Source organism: Polynucleobacter sp. HIN7, assembly GCF_030297595.1.
Taxonomy (GTDB): domain Bacteria; phylum Pseudomonadota; class Gammaproteobacteria; order Burkholderiales; family Burkholderiaceae; genus Polynucleobacter.
In genome coordinates, this window is record NZ_AP028138.1 from 1,425,418 (window position 1) to 1,451,820 (window position 26,403).

General features: G+C 48.6%; 25 protein-coding genes and 1 tRNA gene. 17 read left to right on the plus strand and 9 right to left on the minus strand.

Going from position 1 to position 26,403, the window contains the following annotated elements; genetic code table 11:
• Nucleotides 1-21: 21 nt before the first annotated feature.
• Genes lgt through QUE64_RS07175 form a run of 3 tightly spaced genes read right to left on the minus strand, consistent with a single transcriptional unit; the run spans nucleotide 22 to nucleotide 2,841 of the window.
• The gene (lgt, locus tag QUE64_RS07165; protein WP_286223389.1) at nucleotides 22-804 is read right to left on the minus strand and encodes a prolipoprotein diacylglyceryl transferase; all 783 of its coding nucleotides are present in this window, start codon (nucleotides 802-804) and stop codon (nucleotides 22-24) included.
• The gene (locus tag QUE64_RS07170; RefSeq protein WP_286225125.1) at nucleotides 804-1,274 is read right to left on the minus strand and encodes a DNA polymerase III subunit chi; all 471 of its coding nucleotides are present in this window, start codon (nucleotides 1,272-1,274) and stop codon (nucleotides 804-806) included. The genes lgt and QUE64_RS07170 overlap by 1 nt, the downstream gene beginning before the upstream one ends.
• Before the next feature lie 19 nt (nucleotides 1,275-1,293).
• Nucleotides 1,294-2,841: a leucyl aminopeptidase gene (locus tag QUE64_RS07175; protein WP_458574703.1), complete on the minus strand. Its 1,548-nt coding sequence runs from the start codon at nucleotides 2,839-2,841 to the stop codon at nucleotides 1,294-1,296.
• Nucleotides 2,842-2,921: 80 nt separating this feature from the next.
• On the opposite strand from QUE64_RS07175, the gene lptF reads away from it, so the two are divergent.
• From lptF to QUE64_RS07190, 3 genes are read left to right on the plus strand one after another with little or no spacing between them, the layout of a single operon-like run.
• Nucleotides 2,922-4,037 carry an LPS export ABC transporter permease LptF gene (gene lptF / locus QUE64_RS07180; protein WP_286225126.1) on the plus strand — a complete coding sequence of 372 codons (1,116 nt, stop codon included), beginning with the start codon at nucleotides 2,922-2,924 and terminating at the stop codon, nucleotides 4,035-4,037.
• A complete protein-coding gene (lptG, locus tag QUE64_RS07185) occupies nucleotides 4,034-5,188 on the plus strand; it encodes an LPS export ABC transporter permease LptG (RefSeq protein WP_286225127.1) in 1,155 nt (384 codons plus the stop codon). Before lptF ends, lptG begins: the two co-directional genes overlap by 4 nt.
• 12 nt (nucleotides 5,189-5,200) lie before the next feature.
• The gene (locus tag QUE64_RS07190; protein WP_286223393.1) at nucleotides 5,201-6,142 is read left to right on the plus strand and encodes a CysB family HTH-type transcriptional regulator; all 942 of its coding nucleotides are present in this window, start codon (nucleotides 5,201-5,203) and stop codon (nucleotides 6,140-6,142) included.
• On the opposite strand, the gene QUE64_RS07195 is transcribed toward QUE64_RS07190, so the two are convergent.
• A tRNA-Leu gene (locus QUE64_RS07195) sits at nucleotides 6,143-6,227 on the minus strand. It lies immediately after the preceding gene.
• Nucleotides 6,228-6,320: 93 nt separating this feature from the next.
• Complete coding sequence (locus tag QUE64_RS07200) at nucleotides 6,321-7,307, minus strand: quinone oxidoreductase family protein (RefSeq protein WP_286225128.1); 987 nt, start codon at nucleotides 7,305-7,307, stop codon at nucleotides 6,321-6,323.
• A 141-nt stretch (nucleotides 7,308-7,448) separates the two neighbouring features.
• On the opposite strand from QUE64_RS07200, the gene QUE64_RS07205 reads away from it, so the two are divergent.
• Genes QUE64_RS07205 through rng form a run of 8 tightly spaced genes read left to right on the plus strand, consistent with a single transcriptional unit; the run spans nucleotide 7,449 to nucleotide 14,104 of the window.
• Nucleotides 7,449-8,168, plus strand: coding sequence for a YebC/PmpR family DNA-binding transcriptional regulator (locus QUE64_RS07205; RefSeq protein WP_286223395.1), 720 nt, complete (start codon nucleotides 7,449-7,451; stop codon nucleotides 8,166-8,168).
• A 21-nt stretch (nucleotides 8,169-8,189) separates the two neighbouring features.
• A complete protein-coding gene (purD, locus tag QUE64_RS07210) occupies nucleotides 8,190-9,461 on the plus strand; it encodes a phosphoribosylamine--glycine ligase (RefSeq protein WP_286225130.1) in 1,272 nt (423 codons plus the stop codon).
• A 19-nt stretch (nucleotides 9,462-9,480) separates the two neighbouring features.
• Nucleotides 9,481-10,410 (plus strand): oxygen-dependent coproporphyrinogen oxidase, encoded by a 930-nt coding sequence (hemF, locus tag QUE64_RS07215; protein ID WP_286223397.1) that lies wholly within the window; start codon nucleotides 9,481-9,483, stop codon nucleotides 10,408-10,410.
• 12 nt (nucleotides 10,411-10,422) lie between these two features.
• Complete coding sequence (locus QUE64_RS07220; RefSeq protein ID WP_286225131.1) at nucleotides 10,423-11,124, plus strand: nicotinate-nucleotide adenylyltransferase; 702 nt, start codon at nucleotides 10,423-10,425, stop codon at nucleotides 11,122-11,124.
• 12 nt (nucleotides 11,125-11,136) lie between these two features.
• Complete coding sequence (gene rsfS, locus QUE64_RS07225; RefSeq protein ID WP_286225132.1) at nucleotides 11,137-11,526, plus strand: ribosome silencing factor; 390 nt, start codon at nucleotides 11,137-11,139, stop codon at nucleotides 11,524-11,526.
• A gap of 3 nt (nucleotides 11,527-11,529) precedes the next feature.
• The gene (gene rlmH, locus QUE64_RS07230) at nucleotides 11,530-11,973 is read left to right on the plus strand and encodes a 23S rRNA (pseudouridine(1915)-N(3))-methyltransferase RlmH (protein ID WP_286225133.1); all 444 of its coding nucleotides are present in this window, start codon (nucleotides 11,530-11,532) and stop codon (nucleotides 11,971-11,973) included.
• A 17-nt stretch (nucleotides 11,974-11,990) separates the two neighbouring features.
• Entirely contained in the window at nucleotides 11,991-12,644 is a 654-nt protein-coding gene (locus QUE64_RS07235) for a Maf family protein (RefSeq protein ID WP_286225134.1), read from the plus strand.
• Nucleotides 12,641-14,104, plus strand: a complete 1,464-nt coding sequence (gene rng, locus QUE64_RS07240; RefSeq protein WP_286225135.1) for a ribonuclease G — start codon at nucleotides 12,641-12,643, stop codon at nucleotides 14,102-14,104. Before QUE64_RS07235 ends, rng begins: the two co-directional genes overlap by 4 nt.
• Before the next feature lie 9 nt (nucleotides 14,105-14,113).
• Here the strand turns inward: rng and msbA are convergent, their stop codons facing one another.
• A complete protein-coding gene (msbA, locus tag QUE64_RS07245; RefSeq protein WP_286225136.1) occupies nucleotides 14,114-15,880 on the minus strand; it encodes a lipid A export permease/ATP-binding protein MsbA in 1,767 nt (588 codons plus the stop codon).
• Between the two features lie 10 nt (nucleotides 15,881-15,890).
• Between msbA and QUE64_RS07250 the strand changes: the two genes are divergently transcribed.
• Genes QUE64_RS07250 through QUE64_RS07260 form a run of 3 tightly spaced genes read left to right on the plus strand, consistent with a single transcriptional unit; the run spans nucleotide 15,891 to nucleotide 18,591 of the window.
• Entirely contained in the window at nucleotides 15,891-16,664 is a 774-nt protein-coding gene (locus QUE64_RS07250; RefSeq protein ID WP_286225137.1) for a glycosyltransferase family 2 protein, read from the plus strand.
• An 8-nt stretch (nucleotides 16,665-16,672) separates the two neighbouring features.
• Nucleotides 16,673-17,467, plus strand: coding sequence for a glycosyltransferase family 2 protein (locus QUE64_RS07255; RefSeq protein WP_286225138.1), 795 nt, complete (start codon nucleotides 16,673-16,675; stop codon nucleotides 17,465-17,467).
• Nucleotides 17,464-18,591, plus strand: coding sequence for a glycosyltransferase family 9 protein (locus tag QUE64_RS07260; RefSeq protein ID WP_286225139.1), 1,128 nt, complete (start codon nucleotides 17,464-17,466; stop codon nucleotides 18,589-18,591). The genes QUE64_RS07255 and QUE64_RS07260 overlap by 4 nt, the downstream gene beginning before the upstream one ends.
• On the opposite strand, the gene QUE64_RS07265 is transcribed toward QUE64_RS07260, so the two are convergent.
• Both QUE64_RS07265 and alaS read right to left on the minus strand, forming a co-directional pair.
• On the minus strand, nucleotides 18,588-18,815 hold the full coding sequence (locus QUE64_RS07265; protein WP_108509395.1) for a sulfurtransferase TusA family protein: 228 nt from the start codon (nucleotides 18,813-18,815) through the stop codon (nucleotides 18,588-18,590). The two genes, QUE64_RS07260 and QUE64_RS07265, sit on opposite strands and share 4 nt — an antisense overlap.
• 56 nt (nucleotides 18,816-18,871) lie before the next feature.
• Nucleotides 18,872-21,499 carry an alanine--tRNA ligase gene (gene alaS, locus QUE64_RS07270; RefSeq protein WP_286225140.1) on the minus strand — a complete coding sequence of 876 codons (2,628 nt, stop codon included), beginning with the start codon at nucleotides 21,497-21,499 and terminating at the stop codon, nucleotides 18,872-18,874.
• Between the two features lie 133 nt (nucleotides 21,500-21,632).
• Here alaS and QUE64_RS07275 point away from each other — a divergent pair, with 133 nt between their 5' ends.
• The 3 genes from QUE64_RS07275 to QUE64_RS07285 all read left to right on the plus strand — a co-directional run bounded on the left by QUE64_RS07275 (nucleotide 21,633) and on the right by QUE64_RS07285 (nucleotide 25,469).
• Nucleotides 21,633-22,091, plus strand: coding sequence for a tripartite tricarboxylate transporter TctB family protein (locus QUE64_RS07275; protein WP_286225141.1), 459 nt, complete (start codon nucleotides 21,633-21,635; stop codon nucleotides 22,089-22,091).
• A gap of 18 nt (nucleotides 22,092-22,109) precedes the next feature.
• Entirely contained in the window at nucleotides 22,110-23,615 is a 1,506-nt protein-coding gene (locus tag QUE64_RS07280) for a tripartite tricarboxylate transporter permease (protein ID WP_286225142.1), read from the plus strand.
• A 90-nt stretch (nucleotides 23,616-23,705) separates the two neighbouring features.
• Nucleotides 23,706-25,469, plus strand: a complete 1,764-nt coding sequence (locus tag QUE64_RS07285) for a glutamine--tRNA ligase/YqeY domain fusion protein (RefSeq protein ID WP_286225143.1) — start codon at nucleotides 23,706-23,708, stop codon at nucleotides 25,467-25,469.
• Here QUE64_RS07285 and QUE64_RS07290 read toward each other — a convergent pair whose 3' ends face one another.
• Nucleotides 25,470-26,381: an SDR family oxidoreductase gene (locus QUE64_RS07290; protein ID WP_286225144.1), complete on the minus strand. Its 912-nt coding sequence runs from the start codon at nucleotides 26,379-26,381 to the stop codon at nucleotides 25,470-25,472.
• Between the last annotated feature and the right edge of the window lie 22 nt (nucleotides 26,382-26,403).

Genomic DNA, 26,403 nt, shown 5'->3' on the forward strand with positions numbered 1-26,403 from the left:
AAATCACTCAGTCAAAAGGGTTTATTGGCGCGGCGTTCGCAGCAATAAGTAGATTCCCAAACCAATCATCGGCATCGATAGCCACTGACCCATAGATAGTCCCAAGCCGAGCAAGCCCAAGAACGCATCCGGCTCCCTAGCAAACTCCGCCAGAAAACGAAGTAGCCCATATCCAAGTAAGAAAAGTCCGGATACCTGCCCCACGCGTTTTGGTTTACTTGCATAGAGCCACAATACCAAAGCTAATAGAAGGCCTTCACCTGCAAATTGATACAACTGTGATGGATGGCGGGCCACTTGGTCCACCATCGGAAACACCATCGCCCACGGCCAATCGCTCGGACGTCCCCATAACTCACCATTAATAAAGTTTCCAAGGCGTCCAAAAGCAAGTCCCAGTGGCACGAGTGGCGCCACAAAATCCGTAATCACAAAGTATGAGAGTTGGCGCCGCTTCGCAAACCATGCCAAAGCGATTAGGACTCCTAATAACCCACCGTGGAAGGACATTCCGCCTTCCCAGAGCTTAAAAATACTGAGGGGGTTTTGCAGATAAAAACCGGGCATGTAAAAGAGCACATAACCCAAGCGACCCCCAACAATCACCCCCACCACTCCCCAAAACAGAATGTCCTCAACATCTTTAAAGGTCCAACGCATCGCTTGATATGGTTCTTGGCGAACACGCAGTCGTCCCAGTAATAAAAATTGGGCAAATGCACATAAGTACATCAGGCCATACCAATGAATCGCCAACGGGCCTATTTGCAGTGCGACTGGATCGATTTGGGGATGCACCAACATTAGGCCGCCGCTTTGCTTTGATCAAAATGATGAAGCTCATGGCCTAAGGCACGATAACCCTTAAAGCGCTCGCGCCCTGCCTTCAGTTCATTCTCTTGTGTGGTCACCACTTCAATCCAACGAGGGAAGCGTTCCAGCAAGGCATCAAGACCTTGTGGAGCTTGTGCATGAAGGTAAATCAAGACATCCCGATGCGCTGGCGCTTGGTGGTCTAGCTCGGATAACTGATCCACCAGGAGAATCGGGGTCTCGTGGGCACCCTCGTGATGCAACCAAGCATGAGGTAAAAAGTCAGTTTTACTGAAGGTCCACAATAAATCATCAAGATTGTTGAGGTCGTTTTTACTTCCGGTAATCACGATCGTGCGTGGCAACCCCTGGGGATGAGAGCTGGCCAGAATTTTGCGGCTTAAACGACAGCAGTACTGTAATTTGTCCGAAACATGACTATGAAAATCAATTCTGGCCATTCGCGCTATTAATGGGTGCTTATTGATCGAGCAAGAAATTGAGCAATAGGGGAACTGGTCTCCCTGTTGCCCCTTTGGCCGCCCCGCTCTTCCATGCAGTTCCAGCGATATCCAGATGTGCCCATCGGAATTTTTCAGCAAAGCGCGAGAGGAAACAAGCTGCGGTCACACTTCCAGCAGGTCGTCCGCCAATATTTGCGACGTCCGCAAAGTTTGACTTCAATTGCTCGTGATATGCTGCATCGAGCGGCAGACGCCAGACGGTATCTAAGGATTGATGACCAGCTTTATTCAAGGCTTTTACGAGGGCTTCGTCATCGGAGAACAGACCGCTATGCACATGGCCTAATGCAATGATGCAAGCACCTGTCAAAGTAGCGACATCAATGACAGCTTTAGGCTTAAAGCGCTCTACATAGGTAAGCGCATCGCAGAGAATAAGTCGGCCTTCGGCATCGGTGTTTAAAACCTCGATGGTCTGCCCTGACATACTCTTCACAATATCGCCCGGACGGGTTGCGCGACCCGATGGCATATTCTCACAAGTTGGCACCACACCAATCACATTCTTCTTTAATCCCAACAACGATACGGCATACATGGTGCCAAATACCGATGCTGCACCACACATGTCGTACTTCATTTCGTCCATTGCTTCGCCAGGCTTCAATGAGATGCCGCCCGTATCAAAGGTGATGCCTTTGCCAACCAAAACGATCGGATCCTCATTTGTTTTCCCACCCTCATGACGCATGATGATGAACTGTGGAAGAGTCTCTGAACCCTTAGCAACTGCTAAGAATGAACCCATACCCAAGGCTTCAATTTGTTGCTGATTGAGAACCTGGACTTTTAACTTGGTCTTCTTAGGAAGATTCAGTGCGGTTTGTGCCAAAAACGTTGGAGTGCAAACATTGGGTGGCAAGTTACCCAAATCTTTCGTGAGGTTCATTCCCTCAATCAAAGCCGATCCCTCCTGAACTGCAGTCTTCAGAAGCCCAGCTTGCTTGGTATTGGTCAGCAGGGTGAAGTGCGCTAAGGTATCTGCTTTTTCTTGCGGCTTGGTCTTATATTGTTCTTGTCGAGCTCCAAATCGATAAACCTGATCTCCCACAATTTGCGCTAGTAAACGAATCCGCTCGGCAATTGCATTAGGACTTTGATTGGCCTTTTGCTTGCCAGTAAAGCTAGGCGCATGCCAAAGCACTGACTGAATAGAGCCGCCACTCAATACCTTAAGGGTCGAGCGCGCAATCTTGGCAAAATCCCCCAAGGACTCTTTATCACCAAGACCCACTAATAAAACACGTTTGAGCTTCACCTTACTCAAGGCCCATGTCCGGGTTGAGCGTAATAAAGTGCATACTCCGGCTTTTCCATCCAAATCACCTACAGAGCGTGCCTCTGAAATTGCTCCTCCGAGGAGATCATCAAGGGCCTGAAGCTGGGAGAGCTCCGCGGCGCGATAGGCTAAAACCAAACAATCGCTGCTTAAGCCACAAACGGCAGCAGCGCCCTTGGGGCTTTTAAAATCGATATCGGCAAGAACTTTCGTGCTAAATTGAATCGTCATCATCTTTCACCATTTGGGGTTTTTTTACATTATCCACCGACCGAATTAAAGTCGCAGAATTAGATCTAGCCACCATGATTTTTGAACAAACCCTCCGCCGCGAACTCAGCATGACCACAGGTGCTGTGTTTTTGGTCTTGGTCACCATCATGATTACTACCCTCGTAATCCGGATTTTGGGATTTGCGGCCAGTGGAACGGTTAATCCCGAGGATGCTTTAGTCCTAATCGCTCTCGCGACCCTCGGTTATTTTGCGGTTCTATTGACCGTCTCACTATTTATTGCGGTTTTAATTGTTTTGGTCCGTTGGTACAAAGACTCTGAAATGATTGTGTGGTTTGCAAGTGGATTGAGCATTACAAATTTAATTGGTCCAATCCTGCGATTTGCGATTCCACTCATCATCATCATTGCTCTATTGGCCGCCTTTGTTTGGCCATGGGCAAATCGTGAGTCAAGTGTTATCAGTCAGCGTTTTCAACAGCGCGATGATGTGTCCATGGTTGCAGCAGGTCAATTTAAAGAATCGGCCAAAGCTGAGCGGGTCTTTTTCATTGAAGAGATTGATGTTGATAAAGGGGAAGTCAAGAATATCTTTGTGGCCGATACGCGTAATCAAAAATTGAGTGTCGCAGTTGCTGCCACTGGCTATATCGAGAATACGCCCAACGGTGACAAAAACGTGGTTCTCTTAAAAGGCCGCCGTTATGAAGGCCAGCCGACCCAGCCAAATTTCAGAATCTTAGAGTTTGATGAGTACGAGACCAAGATCTTAAGCAAAGAGGTTAGCAAGCCCCCTCCACGGGATCGAGAAAAAAATGTGATTGAGCTGATGCAAGAAACGGATCCTAATACCCTACGCGCTAATTTTGGTGAACTACTATGGCGCATCGGTTTACCCATCATGGCTCTTGGTTTGGTCTTAATTGCTATTCCGTTAGCCTATGTCAATCCCCGCTTGGGTAACTACACGGCGATGTTTTATGCCGTCCTCATTTATCTGATTTACAGCAACCTATTAAATCTCAGTCAAAATTATGTTGCACAAGGGCGTGTCGACTTCTTCGTAGGCTTATGGCCGATTCATGTACTTGCATTCGGATTGGCCTTTGTTTTGATTCGTAATCGCATCAATCCTTCCTTAAAGTGGTGGCAACGCCAACTTCCAAGGGCCTGGCAAAGCAAATGAGTTGGCTCTTTCCCAAAATTTATGAACGCTACTTTGCTAAGCAAATTTATGCGAGCTTTGGCTTCATTCTCTTTGCCCTGCTCGCACTCTTTGTATTTTTTGACATTCTGAGTGAACTGGGATCAGTCAACTCTAAATACACCTTGCCTTTAGCGCTTCTCCATGTGCTCCTCAAGGCGCCCAGCCGCATGGTTGAAATTATTCCGATCGCTGGCTTAATCGGTAGTATTTATGTGTTTGCCATGATGGCGAGTCAATCAGAGTTCACCATCTTCCGGGTAGCCGGCTTAGATATCAAACGCAGTCTCTTTACGCTCGCCAAGATCTCACTACCCATTGTCATCCTGACCCTAGCGATCAGTGAAGGCTTGGGCCCCTACAGTGAACGGCTTTCCGAACGAATTCGGATGGACGCGTTAGGCTCAACCTTCAGCTCACAGTTTCGGTCTGGCGTTTGGCTCAAAGATCAATTGCGCGATCAGGACGGAGCGGGGCCCGTTAAAGCTGGTGTGAGATACGTCAATGTGGGTTCAATTGATCCGGATGATCAAATTCGGCAAATTCGGATGTATGAGTTTGATCCCAACTACCGTCTCCTCTCAATTCGTAGTGCCGCATCTGGTCGTTTTGATAATAAAGGTGTTTGGGAGCTCAATGATGTTTCAGAAACACGCTTTATTGAGAAGCGTGGTGGCGACCCCTTGGATGCGGTCTACACCGCTCAGACCAAAAGTATTCCAACGCTTAACTTGGAGTCACAAGTCACCCCGCAGATCCTCAATGTTCTGCTAATTAGCCCTGAAAAGATGTCGATCATGAGTTTAGGCCAATTTATATTGCACCTCCAAGAGAACAAACAAGATGCGCAGCGCCATGCGATTGCCTTTTGGAAAAAAGTGGTTTACCCCTTCATCATCTTTGTGATGCTTGCACTCGCCCTACCCTTTGCCTTCATGAAAGTACGGGCTGGGAGCGTTGGCATTAAGGTCTTTGGTGGCATCATGTTGGGCATGAGTTTTCAGCTATTTAATACCTTGTTCTCGAGCGTTGGCTTACTTGGCGCACTCCCCGCCCTATTTACAGCAATCTTCCCACCATTGCTTTATTTGATCCTAGCAATTGCAGCTCTTAAGTGGGTATCCCGTGCTTAGGGGTATGTTCGAATGAATCTTCATCAACTGCGCTTTGTTCGCGAGGTGGTTCGCCAGAACTTTAATCTGACCGCAGCTGCAAAGGCACTCTTCACCTCGCAGCCTGGAGTCTCCAAAGCAATTATTGAACTCGAAGATGAGTTAGGTGTCGAAATCTTTCGACGCCATGGCAAACGCATTCGCTCGTTAACCGAGCCCGGTAAGCGCATCTTGGTCTCGATTGAGCGCTTATTAGAGGAAGTGGAGACCTTAAAACGTGTTGGCAATGATTACGCCAATCAAGACCAAGGTAGCTTTGTGATTGCCACGACTCACACCCAAGCTCGCTATGCCTTACCCAAAGTCTTGAGTGAATTTACCAAGCGTTTTCCAAAAGTACGCGTTAGTCTATTGCAGGGCAATCCTAGTCAAATTGCCCAAATGCTACTCGAGGATCGTGCTGATCTAGCCATTGCGACCGAGGGGCTTGCCAATACACCAGGGGTCTTAGCCCTACCCAGTCATCAATGGCAGCATGCAGTAGTTGTGCCATCCGGCCATCCCCTACTCAATCATGAGTCCATCACTTTAGAGCTCTTAACTAAATATCCACTCATCACCTATGCAAAAGCATTCTCTGGGCGCAGCAAAATCGATGCAGCATTTGCGCAGCGCAACCTCACGCCCGACATCATTTTGGAGGCGATTGATGCGGATGTGATCAAAACCTATGTCGAGAATGGCATGGGGGTTGGGATTGTGGCGGGCGTTGCCTTAGATCCCGAGCGCGATCGGCAACTGAAATCCATCTCCGTGGGTCACATCTTTGGCACCAATGTCACGCACATCGGTATTAAACAAGGCGCTTATCTGCGCTCGTTTATCTTCACCTTTATTGAGCTGTTCTCACCCACGCTGACACGCAAAATCGTAGAACAGGCAATGTCGAGCGAATCAAGCGATTATCAAATTTGATGGTGCCTCGGGTCGGACTCGAACCGACACGCCTTGCGGCACCGGATTTTGAGTCCGGCACGTCTACCAATTCCATCACCGAGGCTAGTGCGTTAATGTTTTGTATTAACAGCAATAATCGAAACGATGATTTTAACCAATCTCATCGCCTCGTACCCAAAATTCCTAAATCGACTGATTAAGGGATCAAGATCGTCGTGCCAGTGGTCTTGCGTCCCTCCAGATCACGGTGCGCCTGCACAGCGTCTGCCAGAGGGTATTGTTGCTTAATCTCAATCTTAATTTGCCCCTGGGTCACGCGCTCAAATAAATCCTTGGCCATTGGCTCTAACAATGAGCGATTGTGTACATAGGTCATTAGTGTGGGTCGGGTTAACTTTAGCGATCCCTTGCTCGACAAAACGGCTAGATCGATCGGCGGAACCGATCCAGAAGCATTGCCAAAGCTGACCGCCATGCCCCGTGGGGCGATACAGTCGAGGGTCTTCATGAAGGTATCTTTACCGACTGCATCATAGGCAACTGCCACGCCTTTACCGTTCGTAATCTCTTTCACGCGTGTTACAAAATCTTCGGTACGGTATTCAATCACATGATCACAGCCATATGACTTTGCGAGCGCCGCCTTCTCAGGGCTACCTACCGTACCAATTACGGTGGCACCAATCGCCTTTAACCATTGCAGAGCAATTAAGCCAACGCCCCCAGCAATCGCATGAAATAGAACCGTATCGCCGCGCTGCACTTTATAGGTATCGTTTAGAAGGTACTGCACTGTGAGGCCTTGCAACATCATTCCCGCGCCAGTCTCAAACGAAATCGCATCAGGTAACTGCACAATCGTCTCTGCGGGCATGATACGAGCTTGCGCATAGGCCCCCGTTGGTCTACCTGCATAGGCAACGCGATCGCCCACCTTGAGGTGTGTCACGCCTGGGCCAACTTTCTCAATAACGCCCGATGCTTCCATGCCAATGCCGCCTGGTAATGGCTGGGGGTAGTAGCCTGATCGGAAATAAATATCAATGTAGTTCAGGCCACATGCTTTTTGTGCAATCAAAACCTCGCCTGGTCCTGGCTCGCCTAGTGAAACATCAACGTATTTCATGACCTCGGGTGGTCCAACTTCATCGATCCGAATTGCTTTTGTGTGCGTAACTGACATATGGTTTCTCCTGAATATTCTTGTTCCAAATTCATCGAAATCGATGCTTGGGGTGTCATTTTTTTAAGCCAAGCCCGTATTTTGCCTAAAATTACGGTTCTAAGCCGAAATTCATTTATTCATCTAAGAAGGATTGCCACCATGGCGGGTCATTCAAAATGGGCCAATATTCAACACCGTAAGGGCCGCCAGGACGAAAAGCGTGGCAAGATTTGGACCAAACTCATCAAAGAGATTACTGTTGCTGCCCGCTTAGGCGGAGGTGATCTCAGCGCAAATCCGCGTTTGCGCCTCGCAATCGACAAAGCCAAAGATGCCAATATGCCCAACGACAATGTGCAACGTGCAATTGCGCGCGGAACAGGCGCTGCGGATGGCGTTGACTATGAAGAGATTCGGTATGAGGGTTACGGTATTAATGGTGCCGCAGTGATTGTCGATGCGATGACGGACAATCGCACCCGCACTGTTGCCGAGGTTCGCCATGCCTTCTCAAAGCACGGGGGCAATATGGGCACAGAAGGCTCCGTTGCTTTTTTATTTAAACACTGCGGACAACTGCTCTTTGCTCCTGGAACCAATGAAGAGCAACTACTCGAGTTAGCGCTTGAAGCCGGTGCGGAGGATGTAATTACGCATGAGGATGGATCGCTCGAGATCATCACGGATCCCTTTGAATTCACCAATGTCCGTAACGCTTTAGAAGCGGCGGGCTTAAAACCCGAGTTAGCCGAGGTGACGATGCGCCCCTCGACCGAGGTCGATCTCAATCCAGAGCAAACTGAATCGATGCAAAAACTATTAGATGCGCTCGAAAATTTAGATGACGTCCAAGCGGTCTATACCAATGCCAATCTATGAGATGAGGAGAAAAGGTTCATTATGAAAGTTTTATTAATTGGCTCTGGCGGTCGCGAACATGCCTTGGCCTGGAAACTGGCTCGCTCACCGAAAGTACAAAAAGTATTCGTGGCACCTGGCAATGGAGGCACAGCGAATCAAAAAACCGCCGGTATTGAAAATTTACCGATCTCGGATCTCGAAGAGCTTGCCGCGTTCGCAAAACGTGAGCAAATTGGCTTAACCGTCGTGGGGCCTGAAGCGCCATTGGCCGCAGGAATTGTGGATATCTTTCGCAATCAGGGCTTGCGGATTTTTGGTCCAACCCAATTAGCAGCACAACTAGAATCCTCCAAAGACTTCTCTAAAGCATTCATGAAGCGCCATGGTATTCCTACAGCGGATTACCAAACCTTTACAAATGCCCTAGCAGCGCATGACTACATTGATCAAAAAGGTGCGCCGATTGTGATCAAAGCTGACGGTCTAGCGGCTGGTAAAGGAGTGGTGGTTGCCATGACTTTGCCAGAAGCGCATAGGGCGGTTGACATGATGCTCTCAGACAACAAGCTTGGCGATGCAGGAGCACGGGTTGTGATTGAAGAATTTATTACGGGGGAAGAAGCCAGCTTTATTGTTTTAGTCGATGGCAAGAATGTTTTACCACTTGCTAGCAGCCAAGATCACAAGCGTTTACTTGATGGCGACCAAGGTCCTAATACTGGTGGCATGGGTGCCTACTCGCCGGCCCCAGTGGTAACCCCCGAAGTGCACGCTCGCGCGATGCGTGAGGTGATCATGCCAACCGTTGAGGGGATGCGCGCTGACGGAATTCCTTACACTGGTTTTCTCTATGCAGGTCTGATGATCCAGCCTAATGGTCAAATTAAAACCCTGGAGTTCAATTGCCGCATGGGCGATCCCGAAACCCAACCGATCATGGCTCGTCTTGAGAGCGATTTGGTACCTGCTTTAGATAAAGCGATCGATGGCAAACTAAATGAGGTCGAACTAACTTGGGATCGGCGCATTGCCCTTGGAGTGGTATTGGCAGCGGCCAACTACCCCGAAAATCCTAAAACAGGCGATGCAATTACTGGAATCCCCGCAGAAACCAATGGCCAAATCATCTTTCATGCGGGCACCAAAATCCAAGATGGTGTGCTTCGTACCTCGGGTGGACGAGTATTGTGCGTTGTTGGGTTGGCAGATACTGTCAAAGGGGCACAACAAAAGGCGTATTCTGCGATTGACCAGATTCATTTTGATGGTATGCAGTACCGCAGCGATATCGGCTTTCGAGCGATTAAGTAAGAAAAGGTAAGGACATTGAATGGCAGCAACAATTGATACTCAGGCTGTTAAACATTATTTATTAGATTTACAAGACCGCATTACTAGTGCAACTAGCAAGGTGGATGGCAAACTGTTTGTGACGGATGCCTGGGAAAAACCCAAAGATAGTAAGTTACAGGGCTCAGGGCGAACCTGCATTCTAGAGAATGGCAACGTCCTTGAAAAAGGCGGGGTTGGGTTCTCGCACGTGAGCGGCCAACAATTACCACCGGCAGCCACCCAAAATCGTCCTGAGATTGCTGGACGCACTTTTGAAGCCATGGGTGTTTCCTTGGTGTTCCATCCACGTAATCCCAAGGCACCTACAACGCATATGAATGTGCGCTGTTTTATTGCTCAAGCTCCTAATCAAGATCCGGTCTGGTGGTTTGGTGGTGGCTTTGATCTAACCCCCTACTACGGAGTAGATGAAGACTGTAAGCATTTTCATCAAACCGCCAAAAATGCTCTTGATCCATTTGGTGCTGACTTGTATCCACGCTTTAAGAAATGGTGCGATGAATATTTTTATCTCAAGCATCGGGACGAGCCGCGTGGCATTGGCGGTATTTTCTTTGACGACTTCAATGAGTTGGGATTTGAGAGAAGTTTTGCCATGATGCGCTCCGTGGGAGACGCATTCATCGAAGCATATTTACCAATTCTTGAGCGCCGTTATCAAGAGCCCTATACCCAGGCAGAGCGTGATTTTCAAGAATACCGCCGGGGTCGCTATGTGGAATACAACCTCATCTTTGATCGAGGAACTATCTTTGGTCTTCAATCGGGTGGGCGCTCGGAATCCATCCTCATGTCCATGCCACCTGTTGTCACCTGGAAATACAACTGGCAGCCCCAAGCAGGGACACCGGAAGCTCGCCTCTATGAGCGCTATCTCAAGCCACGCGATTGGCTATCTGAGGTTTAAGGCGAATCATTCTTGAATAAAACCATCGGTATCCTAGGGGGCACATTTGACCCGCCGCATTGGGGCCACATTCATCTTGCCGCGCATTTTGCTAAACGTCTAAAGCTCGATGAGCTCATGTGGCTACCCAGCGGTGAGCCATGGCAAAAGGGTGCGCACATCACCCCTGCGATTGATCGCTATGCCATGACGCTTGCAGCCGCTGAAGTCCTAAAGATCAAGCTCCAACAGCTTGGACTCAGCACTCAAGTCACCGTGAATACCATGGAAATTGATCGGGCTGGGCCCAGCTATACGATTGATAGTGCCAAAGCTCTGCGACGGCTTCATGGTGAGCAAACGGCTTTAATTTGGCTCATGGGTGCCGATAGCTTTTTGCAGCTCTACACCTGGAATGATTGGCGCGACTTAATGCATTACATTCATCTGGCAGTAGCAAGTCGCCCTCCCTATCGGATTGCGATCCAACTTCAAGACCATCCACCCCTATTGGCCCATTATCAAGATCATCAAACCACAAGTACTCAGGAGCTTTGTCAACGCCCCTGCGGCCTGATTTATTTAGATGAAGAACTCTCCATTGATCTGGCATCGAGCAGTCTTCGACCTTTACTGGCACATCACCCCAGCGCTGATGCCATTCAACAATGGTTGCCAGAATCGGTCTGGAACATTATTTTAGAAAAAGGCCTTTATCAATCCAAGGTAAGATGAGCAAAAAGCCATATGGATATTAAAAAACTACAGCGCACCATCATCGACGCCCTCGAGGATGTCAAAGCACAAGACATTCGTGTCTACGATAGCAGCAAGCTTAGCGAACTGTTTGATCGCGTGATCATTGCCACCGGCAGCAGCAATCGCCAGACCCGTTCTTTGGCTCTCTCGGTCAAAGAAAAGGTTCTTGAAAAAGGGGGCGAAGTGATCTCAATCGAGGGCCTGGAGACGGGTGAATGGGTTCTAGTGGATTGCGGCGATATTGTGGTTCATATCCTGCAGCCCATGCTTAGAGCCTACTACCAACTCGAAGGAATCTGGGGTGACAAACCGGTTCGGGTCAAATTGTCCGGCACCAAGAAGCTCGTCAAAGCCAGTGAAGAAGCTGGCGACGAATAAACCATGCGTCTTTGGATTATTGCGGTTGGTCACAAAATGCCAGACTGGGTATCTAGAGCATGCCAGGAATACCAAAAACGCATGCCCAGCGACTGCGTTATTGAGCTTAAAGAACTAAAGCCGGATATTAATCCTGCTAAAGAAGCGAGCAAAATCATTGCAGCGATTCCAAAAGGTGCGGTCGTCATTGCATTAGATGAGCATGGCATCGATCTGCGAACTCAAGCGATTGCGGATCATCTCAAGAATTGGCGGGCAAATGGTCAAGATATTGCGTTCTTGATCGGCGGAGCAAATGGGCTTGACCCAAGCCTCAAAGCAAATGGCGGTCTCATCTGGAAACTATCAAGCCTCACCCTGCCACATGCGTTTGCTCGCCTAGTGCTGATCGAACAACTCTATCGTGCCTGGACCATCCTGCAAGGCCACCCCTATCATCGTGAGTAAATGGGAAATCTTTTAACATGAAGTATGACTTTATTTACCTCGCCTCGCAAAGCCCGCGTCGCCGGGAGTTACTCTCGCAGATTGGAGTACGCTTCGAGCTACTCCTGCCAGGGCCTGATGAGGATGCCGAGTCTCTAGAGCTCGCTCTTGCAAACGAAAGTGCTGCAGACTACACGCAACGCGTAACCATTGCTAAAAGTATCGCAGCTCTCAAGCGTTGGCATCAGCGCCGCCAAGTAAGTCTCGAGCTTCCCTGGGCGCCAATACTTTGCGCCGACACCACCGTGAGCCTTCCAGGCTCGCCCGATCACGAAATCCTTGGAAAGCCGCACGATCAAGAAGACGCGATGCGGATATTGCACATCTTGAGCGGTCAGACGCATTGGGTTTACACAGCCCTTGCCATCACCCCTGAGCCCACAAGCATCCCGGTCTGCGTATTACAAAAGTCAAGGATACGGTTTACGACATTAAGCCATGAGCAAATTGAACGCTATGTCAGCAGCGGTGAAGCATTTGGGAAGGCGGGTGCCTATGGCATTCAGGGGATGGCCGCTACGTTTATTGAGGAGATTTCTGGAAGCTATAGCGGTATCATGGGGCTTCCCTTATTTGAAACTGCCCAACTACTACGAGTAGCAGATGTACGTTTTGGTTTAACCCAATCATGACTCAAGAAATCCTCATCAATATCACCCCACAAGAAACACGCGTTGCTTTAATTGAGCAAAATGCCGTTCAAGAACTCCATATTGAACGTACGCGCCAGCGTGGAATTGTGGGCAATATTTATTTGGCGAAGGTGGCCCGGGTCTTACCTGGGATGCAATCAGCCTTTATTGATATTGGTTTAGAACGTGCTGCATTCATTCACTTTAATGATTTGGGCGAACAGCAAACTGGTGGTCAGATTGAAAAAGTTTTGTTCGAAGGACAGACACTCTTGGTGCAAGTACTTAAAGACCCCCTCGGAACAAAAGGAGCCAGACTCACCCGCCAAATTAGTATTGCGGGACGTAATTTGGTCTATTTGCCACAAATTCATCGGCCATTAGGTCAAGAGATTCATATTGGCATCTCACAAAAGATTGAAAATCCCGAGGAACGCGAAGCACTCAAAAACCGTCTGAAAGGTCTGATTCCTGCAGATGAATCCGGCGACATCATTGTTCGCACCAGTGCCGAACATGTGAGCGATGAAACCTTGATTTCTGACCTGAAGTACCTTCGCACCACCTGGCAACAAATTGCGCAACGCGCCAAAGAAAAAGCGGCCCCCGCGCTTCTTCATCAAGACCTCAATTTAGCCGAGCGGGTATTACGAGACATGGCTGGCCCTGAGACTAGTCAGATTCGGATTGATTCGGCTGAAAACTTTGAACGTCTGACTCAGTTTGCACAGATGTTTATGCCACAACTGAATTCCAAGCTGACTCTCTACCGTGGTGAGCGCGCCCTCTTTGATCTCTTTGATATTGATTCTGAAATCAATAAAGCCTTGGGACGGCGTGTCGATCTTAAGTCAGGCGGCTATCTGATGATCGATCAAACCGAATCGATGACCACTATTGATGTCAATACCGGGAGTTTTGTTGGGGCTCGTAATTTAGACGACACCGTGTTTAAAACCAATCTAGAGGCTGCCCAAGCGATTGCCCGTCAATTACGTTTGCGCAATCTGGGCGGCATCATCATCATTGATTTTATTGACATGACGCAGAGCGACCATCAAGAAGCAGTGCTTGGCGAGCTGAAGAAGAATTTAGCGCGTGATCATGTGCGCACCAATGTGAACGATTTTTCCTCATTGGGACTGATTGAGATGACACGCAAGCGAACGCGCGAGTCCCTATCTCATATTTTGTGTGAACCCTGCTCGTCTTGCAATGGCAAAGGGGAAACGAAAACACCGCAGACGATTTGCTATGAAATCTTGCGTGAGATTGTGCGTGAGCATCGCCAATTTAATCCCAAAGAGTTCCGCATTGTTGCCTCACCCGATGTCATTGATTTATTCCTTGAGGAAGAGAATCAATTCTTAGCCATGCTGGGCGACTTTATTCAAAAACCAATTCGGCTCCAGGCTGAGGCTGGCTTTAGGCAAGAACAATACGATATTGTCTTAAATTGATTCGATTGCTTAGCTTGCTTCGCTAAACTGCAGGCGATGCAAACCGGCATATAAACCGTTTTTGGCAATGAGCTCCCGATGGGGGCCGTATTCCACAATCTCACCATGGTCGAGTACGGCAATATTATCAGCATGCTCGATGGTTGATAAGCGATGCGCAATTACTAAAGTGGTTCTACCGGCCATCAGCCGATCGAGCGCCTCTTGCACTTGGCGCTCAGACTCTGAGTCCAGGGCAGAGGTTGCCTCATCCAGAATCAGAATAGGTGCATCTTTATAGATTGCGCGCGCAATCGCAAGGCGTTGTCGTTGACCACCCGATAAACGATTGCCGTTATCCCCAATTGGCGTATCAATTCCATCGGGTAATTCAGAGAGCAAGTTGGACAAATTAGCTGCCTCTAGCGCTTCAATCACACGACCGCGATCAATATCATCACCAGTGCTCGAGCCATACGCGACATTAGCTGCAATCGTGTCATTAAACAGAATCACATCTTGACTCACAAAAGCGATTTGTTTACGTAAATCTGTTAAAACAATCTCCTCAATTGGGATTTGATCGAGCAAAATCCGACCGGATTTGGGCTGATAAAAACGTGGTAACAAATTAACTAGCGTTGATTTACCTCCACCGGATGGCCCCACAAAAGCAATCACCTCGCCCGGCTTAACCGTGAGATTGATGTTACGTAAGGCATCTTTTCGACCCTCATCTTGGTTGTATGAGAAAGAAAGGTCTTCAAACCTAATTTCACCTTGAGCCTTCTCAAGCCGCTTGAGATTCGATGTTTGCGCCTTCTCCTCCTCAACCGGCTGATCAATTAACTGAAAGATCATCTCAGCAGCGGTGAGCCCCCGCTGCAAAGGCTGATTAATATCAGCTAAGTGCTTGAGCGGAGATACGATTAACAGCATCGCGGTAATAAAGGCTGCAAAGCTCCCAACTGTGACGCCTTGGCTAGCCGATTGCATGATGGCAATGACTAGGACGACCGATAAAGCCATCGAGGCAACTAATTGAGTGATCGGCTGATTTAATCCGCCGGCAACCGCTGCCTTCAGTGTAAACTTGCGTAATTGCTCGGCTTTTTCCATAAAACGACGCATCTCATAGTCTTCACCGCCATGCACTTTCACTATCTTATGACCGGCTGCGGCCTCCTCAACTACATAGGCTAACTCACTGGTCATGCTCTGCTGCTGGCGATTGAGGCTACGCAAGCGTTTATTGATCTTGCTCATCACATAGGCAATGATCGGGAAAATCACAAAGACCACCAAGGTTAAGCGCCAGTTCAAATACAACAAATACCCCATCAAACCAATCACGGTTAGCAGATCACGCACCAGACTGATCAACATACCGCCCATAATCGATAGGACATTATTGACCTCGAAGACCACTGCATTAATTAAGTTCGAGGCCGTGGTTTTTTGGTAATACTCGGTCTTGGCACGTAAGAGTCTGGCAAACATTTGTTCGCGCAGCTTCAACAAAATATTACTAATGACTTTGGTTAGCAAATAGTTCGAGAGAAATTGAGCTCCGCTACGCACAATAGCCAGACCGACAAGAAAGACTGGGACTAACCATAGCTGATCATTCATCTTCCCCGAAAAGCCATCATCCAAAAGGGGCTTCATGAGAGCGGGAATAGAGGTCTCCGACGCCGCCACAAAGGCCATAGCCACTAATGAGCCAACAATTAGGCGGATATGGGGGCGCAAATAGCCAATTAATCGATTTAGGGCTTGACGGTCTGAAGCATTCATATAATGAATTATGCCCACCTTATCAGTCATACTCATCACTCGGAACGAGGAAGCCAATCTTGGGGATTGTTTAACCTCCTTAGACGGGCTGGCTGACCAAATTGTAGTGGTAGACACCCAAAGCACTGACAAAACCCTTGAGATTGCCAAAGCCCATGGGGCGCTAATAAGCTCCCCCGACGATTGGCCCGGCTTTGGGCCCCAAAAGAACCGGGCTCTTGACTTAGCAAACTGCGATTGGGTCTTATCGCTTGATGCCGACGAGCGCCTGACCCCCGAACTGCGTGCAGAGATCAAAACAGTTCTTAGTCAACCGCATGCCGATTGCTATGCCATCCCACGCTTATCCTGGTACTGCGGACGTTTTATGCGTCATTCTGGCTGGACGCCTGATTATGTGGATCGCCTTTTTAAGCGGGGCACTGCACGATTTTCCTCTGATTTAGTACATGAACGTTTAATCCCACAGGGACCCGTTCTCAAACTAAAGCATCAGATGCTGCATTACAGCTTCATGAACCCAGAGCAAGTCAGGGCAAAAATGGAGCGCTACTCTACCGACTCCGCTCAACAGGCATTCGCCAAAGGTAAAACCGGCAGTCCAATCAAAGCCATCTTGCACGGAGCCTGGTCATTCATTCGAACTTATTTTTTGCGAGCTGGATTTCTAGATGGTCCTCAAGGCTTTTCCCTGGCATGCTCCAATGCACAAGGTACGTATTATCGATATATGAAGCTTTGGCGACTCCAGCAAATGGCACGCGCTCAGAATCAAAAGGGTTAGGATCGCTTATGTTCAAAATCTCGATCCTACTTGCGACCTATAACTGGCCAGAAGCCCTGCGCTTTTGCCTCGAATCACTAGAAACTCAAACTGATCGAAACTTTGAAATCATCATTGCTGATGACGGCTCTAAACCAGAAACCGCAACACTCATACGCTCCATGAAGGAGCGCTCCAAGCACTCGATCCAACACTTATGGCAAGAGGATCAAGGGTTTCGGAAAACCATTATTCTCAATCAGGCCATTTTGGCTGCCCAGGGCGAATACCTCATATTCTTAGACGGGGACTGTATTGTGCAACCTGATTTTGTGAAGCGCCACCGTCAGCTTGCTAAGCCTCAAATGATGGTGACCGGCAGTCGCGTACTTCTAAGCGAATCATTAACCCAAAAGATCCTAAGTTGGCCGCGGTGGAACTTCGCAGCTTTCAAAAGCAATTTAATTAGCTATCGCTTAAATGGTGGAATTAATAAGTTCTGGCCCATCGTACTGAAGCTGGGTCCGGGGGCGTGGCGCGTTTATCAAAAATTTGTTTGGCGCCGTATTAAAGGTTGCAATATGGCTTGCTGGAAAGAGGATGCGCTGACGATTAGTGGTTTTGATGAGTCTATGACTGGCTGGGGTCACGAAGATGCTGATTTTGTCTTTCGACTACAACACGCTGGTATTCGACGTCAATCTGGTGCATGGTCAACCGAAGTATTTCATCTATTTCATCGAATCTCCGACCAGTCCAAGGCGGCTGAGAATGCAAAGCGAGTCCGCGAAAAAATTATGGCCAAGGCTGGTATACAGATATGAACGATCCTACCCGAGTTCTCTTCATCGCCACACGACAAATTGGCGATGTGCTGGTCACCACACCTTTAATTGAAGCAGCTCGTCGCATTTGGCCCAAGGCGCAATTTGATTTCTTAGGTTACCGCGGCAAGCTCGATATGCTCAAGGGTAATCCAGAAGTTCATGAGCTGCTTGAAACCTCCGAACATCCCAATCTTTGGGAATACCTCAAACTGTTTAATCGCCTATTCCAACGTTACGATTTAGCCATCATCACCCAACCTAGCGATCGAGCCTATTTTTTTGGTTCCCTTGCTGCGCTTCGCCGTGTTGGTGTAGTGGTACAAGATACCCCAAAGAGTCGGCAGAAAAGTGCATGGAAACGCTCCATCTGTATGCATTGGGTTCCAGTCGATTATTTTGAGCAACACGTCATCGTTGAAAAACTCAAGCTTCTCGAACCTTTCTACCGCGCTAAGGGTCTCGACCTTTTTGCAAATCCAATCTCGGTGACTCCTCCAAGCGGCGAAGCCCTTACCCCGGTGTTACAAAGCCAACTTCGTCAACCGTATATTGTTTTACATCCGGGTCCGCTCAATGGCTATAAGCGCTGGCCTTTAGGGTATTGGGCTCAATTAATTAAAGATCTTGTGGCCTTAAAGTATCAAGTGGTCTTAAGTGCATCGCCTGCAGAGCAGGATCTCTCCCTTAACCGAGATATTCTGTCCTTGCTCGATCACGAGGTCACCCAATTGGTCATTGACACTAAGGGGCAGCTCAACTTACCCCAAGTCAAAACCTTGTTAGATGGTGCGGCTTTATATATTGGTGTTGATACATCAGTAACGCATCTTGCTGCCGCCTGCGAAATCCCAACCATTGCTTTGTTTGGACCTACACCACCTACCAATTTTGGGCCCTGGCCCAATGGTTTCATTGGCGAGCGCCCTTATCAACTTCGAGGTCGAACCCAAATCGTCGGTAAGGTGTGCATTTTGCAAGGCCCGGGTGATTGTGTTCCTTGCCGAAAAGCGGGCTGCTTTGATACCGCCAATAGCAAAAGTGAGTGCCTTGACCTGCTAGAGCCCAGTCAAGTATTAGAAGCTACTAAAAAAATGCTGGATCGAAGTACGAGATTATCCTAGCGGCGCTTGACGTAAAACACCATCGTATCGCCCTCGTTATCTGTAGCGATCAGTTCATTACCAGTTTGTTTGCAAAAGGCGGGGATGTCATGCGTTGCGCCTGAATCGGTTGCCTTGAGTTTTAAGACCTCACCGGTTTGCATTTCAGCGAGGGTTTTCTTGGTACGCAGAATAGGCAAAGGGCAGTTCATGCCAATGGCATCCACTTCGCGATGAACCACAATCGAGCCTGCTTCACTCATCTCATTCTCCTATTTAATGCCATTTTAGCGACGAATTGCTAAATCCGCTCGGCAACCCAAGCATCAACGGCAGCGAGCGCTTTGCTTAAACCGCTTGGATCGCTACCACCAGCCATCGCCATTTCGGGCTTGCCGCCACCTTTGCCGCCCACTTGTTGAGCCACAAAATTGACGAGCTCACCCGCTTTGATCCGATTGGTCGCATCACTGGTCACCCCAGCAATGAGACTTACCTTGCCGTCTTGAACGGATGCCAAAACAATCGCGGCTGACTTTAATTTGGCCTTCAGAGCATCCATCGTGTCTCGCAATACTTTCGTATCAGCCGAATCTAATTGAGCTGCCAACACTTTGATGCCTTGCAGATCTTTTGCTTGATTGACTAAATCATCGCCTTGGCTCGCAGCTAATTTTGCATTTACGCGCTCGAGCTCACGCTCAAGATGTCTGAGTTGATCTTGCAATTGACTAACGCGTTGCGGCAGATCATGAGGAGCCGTCTTTAACAACTGGGCCGCCTCTTGGATCTTCGACTCAAGCCCTTGAACAAAATCCATCACATTCGTGCCGGTCACCGCTTCAACCCGACGAATACCAGCAGCCACTCCACCCTCAGAGACGATCTTAAAACTACCAATATCACCCGTTCGCTTGACATGGGTTCCACCGCATAACTCTTTAGAAGATCCAATTTCAAGTACACGCACACGCTCACCATACTTCTCGCCAAATAGCATCATGGCTCCGGTCTTTTGCGCATCCTCCAAAGCCATCACATTGGCAGCAGTTGCAGTGTTGGTCAAAATCTCATGATTGACCATTTGCTCAATCCGAGTAATTTCAGCCTTCGTCAAGGGTGCAGTGTGGGTGAAATCGAATCGAGTCTTGTCGGCATCGACTAAGGAACCCTTCTGTTGCACATGATCGCCAAGGACTTCGCGCAAGGCTTTGTGTAGCAAATGCGTGGCGCTATGATTGCGCATCGTCTTAGCACGCAAGCTTGTATCCACGCGCGCCTCAACCATATCCCCAACCCTTAACTCGCCCTCTTGAAGTTCACCTTGATGTCCAAAGACATCGGCCTGAATCTTAAAAGTGTCCGCCACGATGAATTGCGATTGCTCAGTTCGTAACTCGCCACGATCGCCGACTTGACCACCAGACTCTGCATAAAACGGGGTGCGATTCAGAACCACGACTGCACTTTCACCGGGCCGAATCGAGTCGACGGGGCTGCCATCACGATACAAAGCGGTGATGCGAGCATTCTCAATCAACACTTGCTCGTAGCCTAAGAACTGGGTAGGCTCGCCCCGGTAATCCAAGCCCTGTGCCATCTTAAATTTACCGGCAGCCCGTGCTTGATCACGTTGGCGTTGCATCGCCGCCTCAAAGCCAGCTGAATCGACACTGACTCCGCGCTCACGACAGACATCGGCGGTGAGATCGAGAGGGAATCCAAACGTATCATGCAGACGAAACGCGGTTTCTCCATCTAGAACAGATTGATTATTTTGAAGCGCAGATTCTAGGATCTCCATGCCATTGGCAATGGTCTGGAAAAAACGTTCCTCTTCTTGCTTAAGCACATCCATGACCCGCGCTTGCGCTTGGCGCAGCTCAGGATATGCATCACCCATTTCAGCGACCAAGGCGGGCACTAGCTGATGAAAGAAAGCCTGCCGTGCACCCAACTTATACCCATGACGGATGGCGCGTCGCGCAATGCGCCGCAATACATAACCGCGCCCTGCATTTCCAGGAATGACTCCATCGACCACAATAAAACTACAGGCACGAATATGATCCGCTATGACTTTCAGCGATGGGCTGTTTAAATCACAACCATTAGCCCCAGCACGATCAACCGCGTCTTTTGCTGCTTGCAGAAGATGGACAAATAAATCGATTTCATAGTTGGAGTGCACGTGTTGCAAAACAGCAGCAATTCGCTCCAAGCCCATACCGGTATCGACGCTGGGCTTGGGCAAGGGATGCATCTCGCCAGCCTCATCGCGATTAAATTGCATGAAGACGTTATTCCAGATCTCAATGAAACGATCACCATCTTCATCGGGACTGCCCGGAGGGCCGCCAGCAATTTCTGGACCATGGTCATAAAAGATTTCAGTACACGGTCCACAGGGCCCGGTGTCACCCATCATCCAAAAGTTATCGGAGGCGTACCGCGCACCCTTGTTATCGCCAATGCGCACAATACGCTCTTTCGGTACACCAATTTTTTTCTCCCAAATATCGTAGGCTTCATCGTCCTCGGCATAGACGGTGACCCATAACTTATCTTTGGGTAATTTGAAAACTTGGGTTAGGAGCTCCCAAGCAAATTGAATTGCATCCTCTTTAAAGTAATCCCCAAACGAGAAATTACCAAGCATCTCAAAGAAGGTATGGTGACGAGCGGTATACCCAACGTTATCAAGGTCATTATGTTTACCGCCAGCCCGAATGCATTTCTGAGCCGTAGTTGCGCGTTGATATGGCCGCTTATCAAATCCCAAAAAGACATCTTTAAACTGATTCATCCCGGCATTCGTAAATAGCAAGGTGGGATCATCACCAGGAACCACGGGGCTTGAAGCCACGATTTGGTGACCCTTGGAGGCAAAATAATCAAGGAAGGCTTGGCGGATTTCGGAGACTTTCATCCGCAGAATTATCGCATTGGCACAGAATTAGGGCAAACCCTTAAATATGCCCATGCTCATTCCCTTACAATCACAAATCGACTAAAAATAGCCCTTTACGAAAAGGCGGCAATCGCTACAAAGGAGACAGATTTTGAACATTCGCAATAAAAAGGATTTTGGCGCTGGGATCATGTATATGGTCATCGGCCTATTCTTTACCATTATTGCCACTGGCTACAAAATGGGCACCGCTGCCAAGATGGGTCCAGGTTATTTTCCATTTTGGCTGGGTGTGTTGATGACCGCTCTCGGTTTGTTCATCACAATTCGGTCATTCTCCAAAAAGGCCGATCCTGAAGAGATGCCACCCTGGAACTGGAAGATTGTTTTATGGATTACCGGATCGGTTGTCTTATATGGTTTGTTACTGCCTATCTTGGGTTTTGTAATTACGATCATTATTTTGGTGGTTGTTTCAGCAAGCGTTAGCCATGAGTTTGGCTGGAAAGGTGCAGTTCTAAATGCTGTTGCGCTTGCAGCCTTTAGCTATCTTGCATTCATTTTCGGCCTTGGATTGCAGTTTCCCATCATGCCGGTATTTTTAGAATAATCCTCAGGAATCGATCACATGGAATTACTAAATAATCTTTCTTTAGGATTTGAGACCGCATTTACGGTCCAGAATTTGTTCTATTGTTTTCTGGGCTGTTTATTAGGAACCTTAATTGGGGTATTGCCAGGCTTGGGCCCCGTGGCAACGATTGCCATGCTCTTGCCAGCGACATACGCTCTTCCCCCCACTCCCGCACTCATTATGTTGGCCGGTATTTACTACGGTTCTCAATACGGGGGCTCGACCACGGCGATCTTACTGAATATTCCCGGGGAAACGTCCTCGGTGGTAACGGCAATTGACGGCTACCAAATGGCCAAACGCGGTCGTGGAGGCGTTGCATTATTTACTGCCGGAATGGGCTCATTCTTTGCTGGTTGTGTGGCAACTTTAATTTTGGCAGGCTTTGCCGCCCCATTGGCTGAAGTAGCCTTTAAGTTTGGTCCTGCCGAATACTTTTCTCTGATGGTCTTGGGTTTGATTGGTGCCGTGGTTTTGGCATCCGGGTCACTCATCAAAGCGGTTGGCATGATTTTGCTGGGACTACTACTCGGCCTCATCGGTACCGACGTGAACTCAGGCGTTGCCCGTTACTCTTTTGACATCCCTCAATTGACTGATGGTATCGGGTTTGTGTCAGTCGCCATGGGTGTGTTTGGCTTTGCTGAGATCATGGTGAACTTGGAGCGTAAAGGTGCCGGCGAGTCCTTCCTTAACAAGGTCACTTCGCTGATTCCAAGTTGGAATGACGTGAAGCGGATGACCCCGTCTATTTTGCGTGGAACCACGATTGGTTCGATGTTAGGAATCTTGCCAGGCGGCGGCGCTGCCCTTGCCGCTTTTGGTGCCTACTCAGTCGAGAAAAAGAGCTCCAAACATTCCGAAGAGTTTGGTAAAGGCGCCATTGAGGGTGTTGCTGGTCCAGAAGCTGCAAACAATGCGGCCTCGCAAACCTCATTTATTCCCCTGTTAACCCTTGGTATTCCGCCCAATGCAGTGATGGCATTGATGGTAGGTGCGATGACCATTCACAATATTCAGCCTGGACCCCAGGTAATGGCAAGCAATCCCACCCTATTCTGGGGCTTGATTGCCTCGATGTGGATTGGTAACGTGATGCTGATTTTGCTGAACTTACCCTTAATTAGCGTTTGGGTTAGTCTCCTCAAGATTCCATACCGCTTCCTGTATCCCGCCATTTTGGTGTTCTGCTGTATTGGTGTGTATAGCGTGAACAACTCTATTTTTGATGTGTACGTCACTGCGGCATTCGGTGTGATTGGCTATATGTTTGTGAAGTTTGGCTGCGAGCCAGCGCCATTACTGTTGGGCTTTGTATTGGGTCCAATGATGGAAGAAAACTTCCGTCGTGCACTCCTCCTCTCAAGGGGTGATTTCACAACCTTTGTCACTCGCCCACTCTCCTTGAGTCTGCTCATTGCTGCGCTCCTACTACTGATTGTGGTTACTTTGCCTGCCGTGAAGAAGAGTCGCGAAAAAGTGTTTGTGGACGAACAATAAGAAATCGACGCAATTCTCTAAGGCCCGCTGTTGCGGGCCTTATTTTTTGGCTTTCAGAACCACCCTAGCGGTCTTCTCTACAATAGTGGGATGTCCACGCCATCTGCAAACCCAGTCGAACCATCTAATTTCTTACGGCAAATCATTGATCATGATTTAGCTAAGGGTATTTATGCCAATCGCGTTGATGCAAATGGCAAGCCTTTGCCAGCTGTTGTCACTCGCTTTCCGCCCGAGCCAAATGGGTACCTGCATATTGGCCATGCCAAAAGTATTTGCCTCAACTATGGCCTAGCGAAAGACTATGATTCCCTGCCTTCAGGTGGTCGTTGCCATATGCGACTTGACGATACCAATCCAACTAAAGAGGATGTGGAATATGTCGATAGCATTTTAGATGCAGTGCGTTGGTTGGGATTTGATTGGCACCATCAGGGCCATGAGCATTTGTATTACGCCAGCGATTACTTTGAACGTCTCTATGAGTTTGCGCAAATCTTGATGCGTCATGGCAAAGCCTATGTCGATAGTCAAAGCGCGGAGGAAATTCATCGTCATCGCGGTAATTTTTCGACACCGGGTGTCAATAGTCCCTATCGAGATCGATCGGCCGATGAGAACATTGCACTTTTGGAAAAAATGCGTGCTGGCGAGTTCCCCGATGGTAGCCATGTGGTGCGTCTAAAGATTGATATGACTCACCCCAATATCGTGATGCGTGATCCGGTCATTTATCGTATTCGTCATGCTCATCATCACCGCACTGGCGATCAGTGGTGTATTTATCCTTTATATGACTTTACCCACTGTATTTCAGATGCTCTTGAAAACGTATCGCACTCGATTTGCACCCTCGAGTTTGAAAACAACCGTCCGCTGTATGACTGGATTCTCAACAGTCTGAAAGAGTGCGGGGTTTTTAAAGGCCCTTTACCCCATCAATACGAATTTGCCAGACTCAATCTCACTTACACCATTACGAGTAAACGCAAACTCCTGCAACTCGTTGAGGAGCAACGCGTCGACGGCTGGGACGATCCTCGTATGCCAACCATCGCCGGAATCCGCCGCCGTGGTTACACACCAGAGAGCATTCGTTTATTTTGTGAACGGATTGGCGTATCCAAAGCCGATAGCTGGATTGATATGAGTGTTCTTGAGCAAGCTCTACGCGATGATTTGGATGCACGCGCCCCTCGCGCCAGCGCAGTACTAGATCCGCTCAAGCTTGTGATTGAAAACTATGAAGTTGGTGCAAAAGAACCGTGTTCTGCCCCCAAGCATCCGCACCATCCGGAATGGGGCAAGCGCGAGTTTCATTTTGGACGTGAGCTTTGGATTGAGGCCGATGATTTTCAGATGAATCCTGAAAAAGGATTTTTCCGTCTGTTCCCACCCAAAGATGGAGGGGCCGGTGGGCGTGTACGCTTACGTCATGGCTTTGTCATCGAGTGCACCGGTGTCAAACTCGATGACCAGGGCAAAGTCACTGAGGTTCATGCGCGCTATTTTCCTGATAGTAAAAGTGGCACACCCGACTCTAACAATTACAAGGTAAAGGGCAACATCCACTGGATTAATGCTGCAGAAGCCTTACCTGTTGAGGTTCGTCTATATGAGCATTTATTTACCGATCCACACCCGGATAGCGGTGACAATGACTTTCTGAGCTTTATTAATCCGGATTCCAAAAAGGTGATTCAAGCCTATGTGGAACCCAGTATGCAGAGCGCCGAGCCAGAAGATCGTTTTCAATTTGAGCGCCACGGCTACTTTGTGGTTGATCGTAAAGATAGCGCCCCAGGAAAGTTAGTCTTTAATCGCAGCGTTGGTCTGAAAGACGGCTGGAAATAATTACAAAGTTTTCAAATAGTCTTTAACCCGAGGATATTTCAGGGGACGTTTTAGTTCACCTATTCGTTGATTGCGAACTCGCCTTGATTCGGCCATGAATGACCACATCATGGGACCCACCTGAGCTCGCACCTCATCCGGCGGCAATCGCAGGGGCTTCGGCAAATGCAGTGCGCAAGCGACCTCATCAAAGTAATCGCCCATTTTTTGCTCACTACCATCGCATGCATTAATCACGCGCTGTGGTTTGCCGATAAACAATGCTGCACAAATGAGCCGAGCAAGATCATCTGCATGAATATGGTTCGAATACGCATCAAACGGCTCTTGCAAAGCAGGGGTGTTGTTTTTTAAGCGCTCAATTGGTAATCGATTAGGTCCGTAAATTCCGGGCACACGCAAAATAGTTAACGCAACGCCTTGTGAGGCCGCCCAAAAGCGAAGTGTTTGTTCTGCATCCACGCGCCTCTTCGCCCGCGGACTGGTGGGTTGTAATTGACTGGTCTCATCGACAAAATCACCATCGCGATTACCGTATACCCCGGTCGTACTGATGTAAACCAGGCGTCTGACAGATCGTCCCTGCTGGGATAAAATTCGTACTAAATTGCGGGTGCGTTGATCGTACTCACCATCTTGTGCTGGTGGTGCTAGATGAATGACTGTTGTTGCTAAATGGGCAATTCGCCATAAAGTCTCAGGATGGTCAAGATTACCTTCAATGGGTGTGATGCCATGCTTTCGAAGTTCGGTAAAACGCTCAGGGCTACTGCTTAATGCGAAGAGCTTGGGTCGGCCTTGCGATTGAGCGAGTGCATTGCCTTGCAGCTGCTGCGCAACCCGAATACCGATATCACCGCATCCAATAATGAGGATACGGGGGCGACGAAATAGGCTGGTTTTGGAGATCATAGAATTAACATCGTAATGATTT

Excerpts from the sequence above, each read along its gene's own strand:
- lgt (WP_286223389.1), bottom strand. The coding sequence starts at position 804 with ATGTTGGTGCATCCCCAAATCGATCCAGTCGCACTGCAAATAGGCCCG.
- QUE64_RS07170 (WP_286225125.1), bottom strand. The coding sequence starts at position 1,274 with ATGGCCAGAATTGATTTTCATAGTCATGTTTCGGACAAATTACAGTAC.
- lptF (WP_286225126.1), top strand. The coding sequence starts at position 2,922 with ATGATTTTTGAACAAACCCTCCGCCGCGAACTCAGCATGACCACAGGT.
- lptG (WP_286225127.1), top strand. The coding sequence starts at position 4,034 with ATGAGTTGGCTCTTTCCCAAAATTTATGAACGCTACTTTGCTAAGCAA.
- QUE64_RS07190 (WP_286223393.1), top strand. The coding sequence starts at position 5,201 with ATGAATCTTCATCAACTGCGCTTTGTTCGCGAGGTGGTTCGCCAGAAC.
- QUE64_RS07200 (WP_286225128.1), bottom strand. The coding sequence starts at position 7,307 with ATGTCAGTTACGCACACAAAAGCAATTCGGATCGATGAAGTTGGACCA.
- QUE64_RS07205 (WP_286223395.1), top strand. The coding sequence starts at position 7,449 with ATGGCGGGTCATTCAAAATGGGCCAATATTCAACACCGTAAGGGCCGC.
- purD (WP_286225130.1), top strand. The coding sequence starts at position 8,190 with ATGAAAGTTTTATTAATTGGCTCTGGCGGTCGCGAACATGCCTTGGCC.
- hemF (WP_286223397.1), top strand. The coding sequence starts at position 9,481 with ATGGCAGCAACAATTGATACTCAGGCTGTTAAACATTATTTATTAGAT.
- rsfS (WP_286225132.1), top strand. The coding sequence starts at position 11,137 with ATGGATATTAAAAAACTACAGCGCACCATCATCGACGCCCTCGAGGAT.
- rlmH (WP_286225133.1), top strand. The coding sequence starts at position 11,530 with ATGCGTCTTTGGATTATTGCGGTTGGTCACAAAATGCCAGACTGGGTA.
- QUE64_RS07235 (WP_286225134.1), top strand. The coding sequence starts at position 11,991 with ATGAAGTATGACTTTATTTACCTCGCCTCGCAAAGCCCGCGTCGCCGG.
- rng (WP_286225135.1), top strand. The coding sequence starts at position 12,641 with ATGACTCAAGAAATCCTCATCAATATCACCCCACAAGAAACACGCGTT.
- msbA (WP_286225136.1), bottom strand. The coding sequence starts at position 15,880 with ATGAATGCTTCAGACCGTCAAGCCCTAAATCGATTAATTGGCTATTTG.
- QUE64_RS07250 (WP_286225137.1), top strand. The coding sequence starts at position 15,891 with ATGCCCACCTTATCAGTCATACTCATCACTCGGAACGAGGAAGCCAAT.
- QUE64_RS07255 (WP_286225138.1), top strand. The coding sequence starts at position 16,673 with ATGTTCAAAATCTCGATCCTACTTGCGACCTATAACTGGCCAGAAGCC.
- QUE64_RS07260 (WP_286225139.1), top strand. The coding sequence starts at position 17,464 with ATGAACGATCCTACCCGAGTTCTCTTCATCGCCACACGACAAATTGGC.
- alaS (WP_286225140.1), bottom strand. The coding sequence starts at position 21,499 with ATGAAAGTCTCCGAAATCCGCCAAGCCTTCCTTGATTATTTTGCCTCC.
- QUE64_RS07280 (WP_286225142.1), top strand. The coding sequence starts at position 22,110 with ATGGAATTACTAAATAATCTTTCTTTAGGATTTGAGACCGCATTTACG.
- QUE64_RS07285 (WP_286225143.1), top strand. The coding sequence starts at position 23,706 with ATGTCCACGCCATCTGCAAACCCAGTCGAACCATCTAATTTCTTACGG.
- QUE64_RS07290 (WP_286225144.1), bottom strand. The coding sequence starts at position 26,381 with ATGATCTCCAAAACCAGCCTATTTCGTCGCCCCCGTATCCTCATTATT.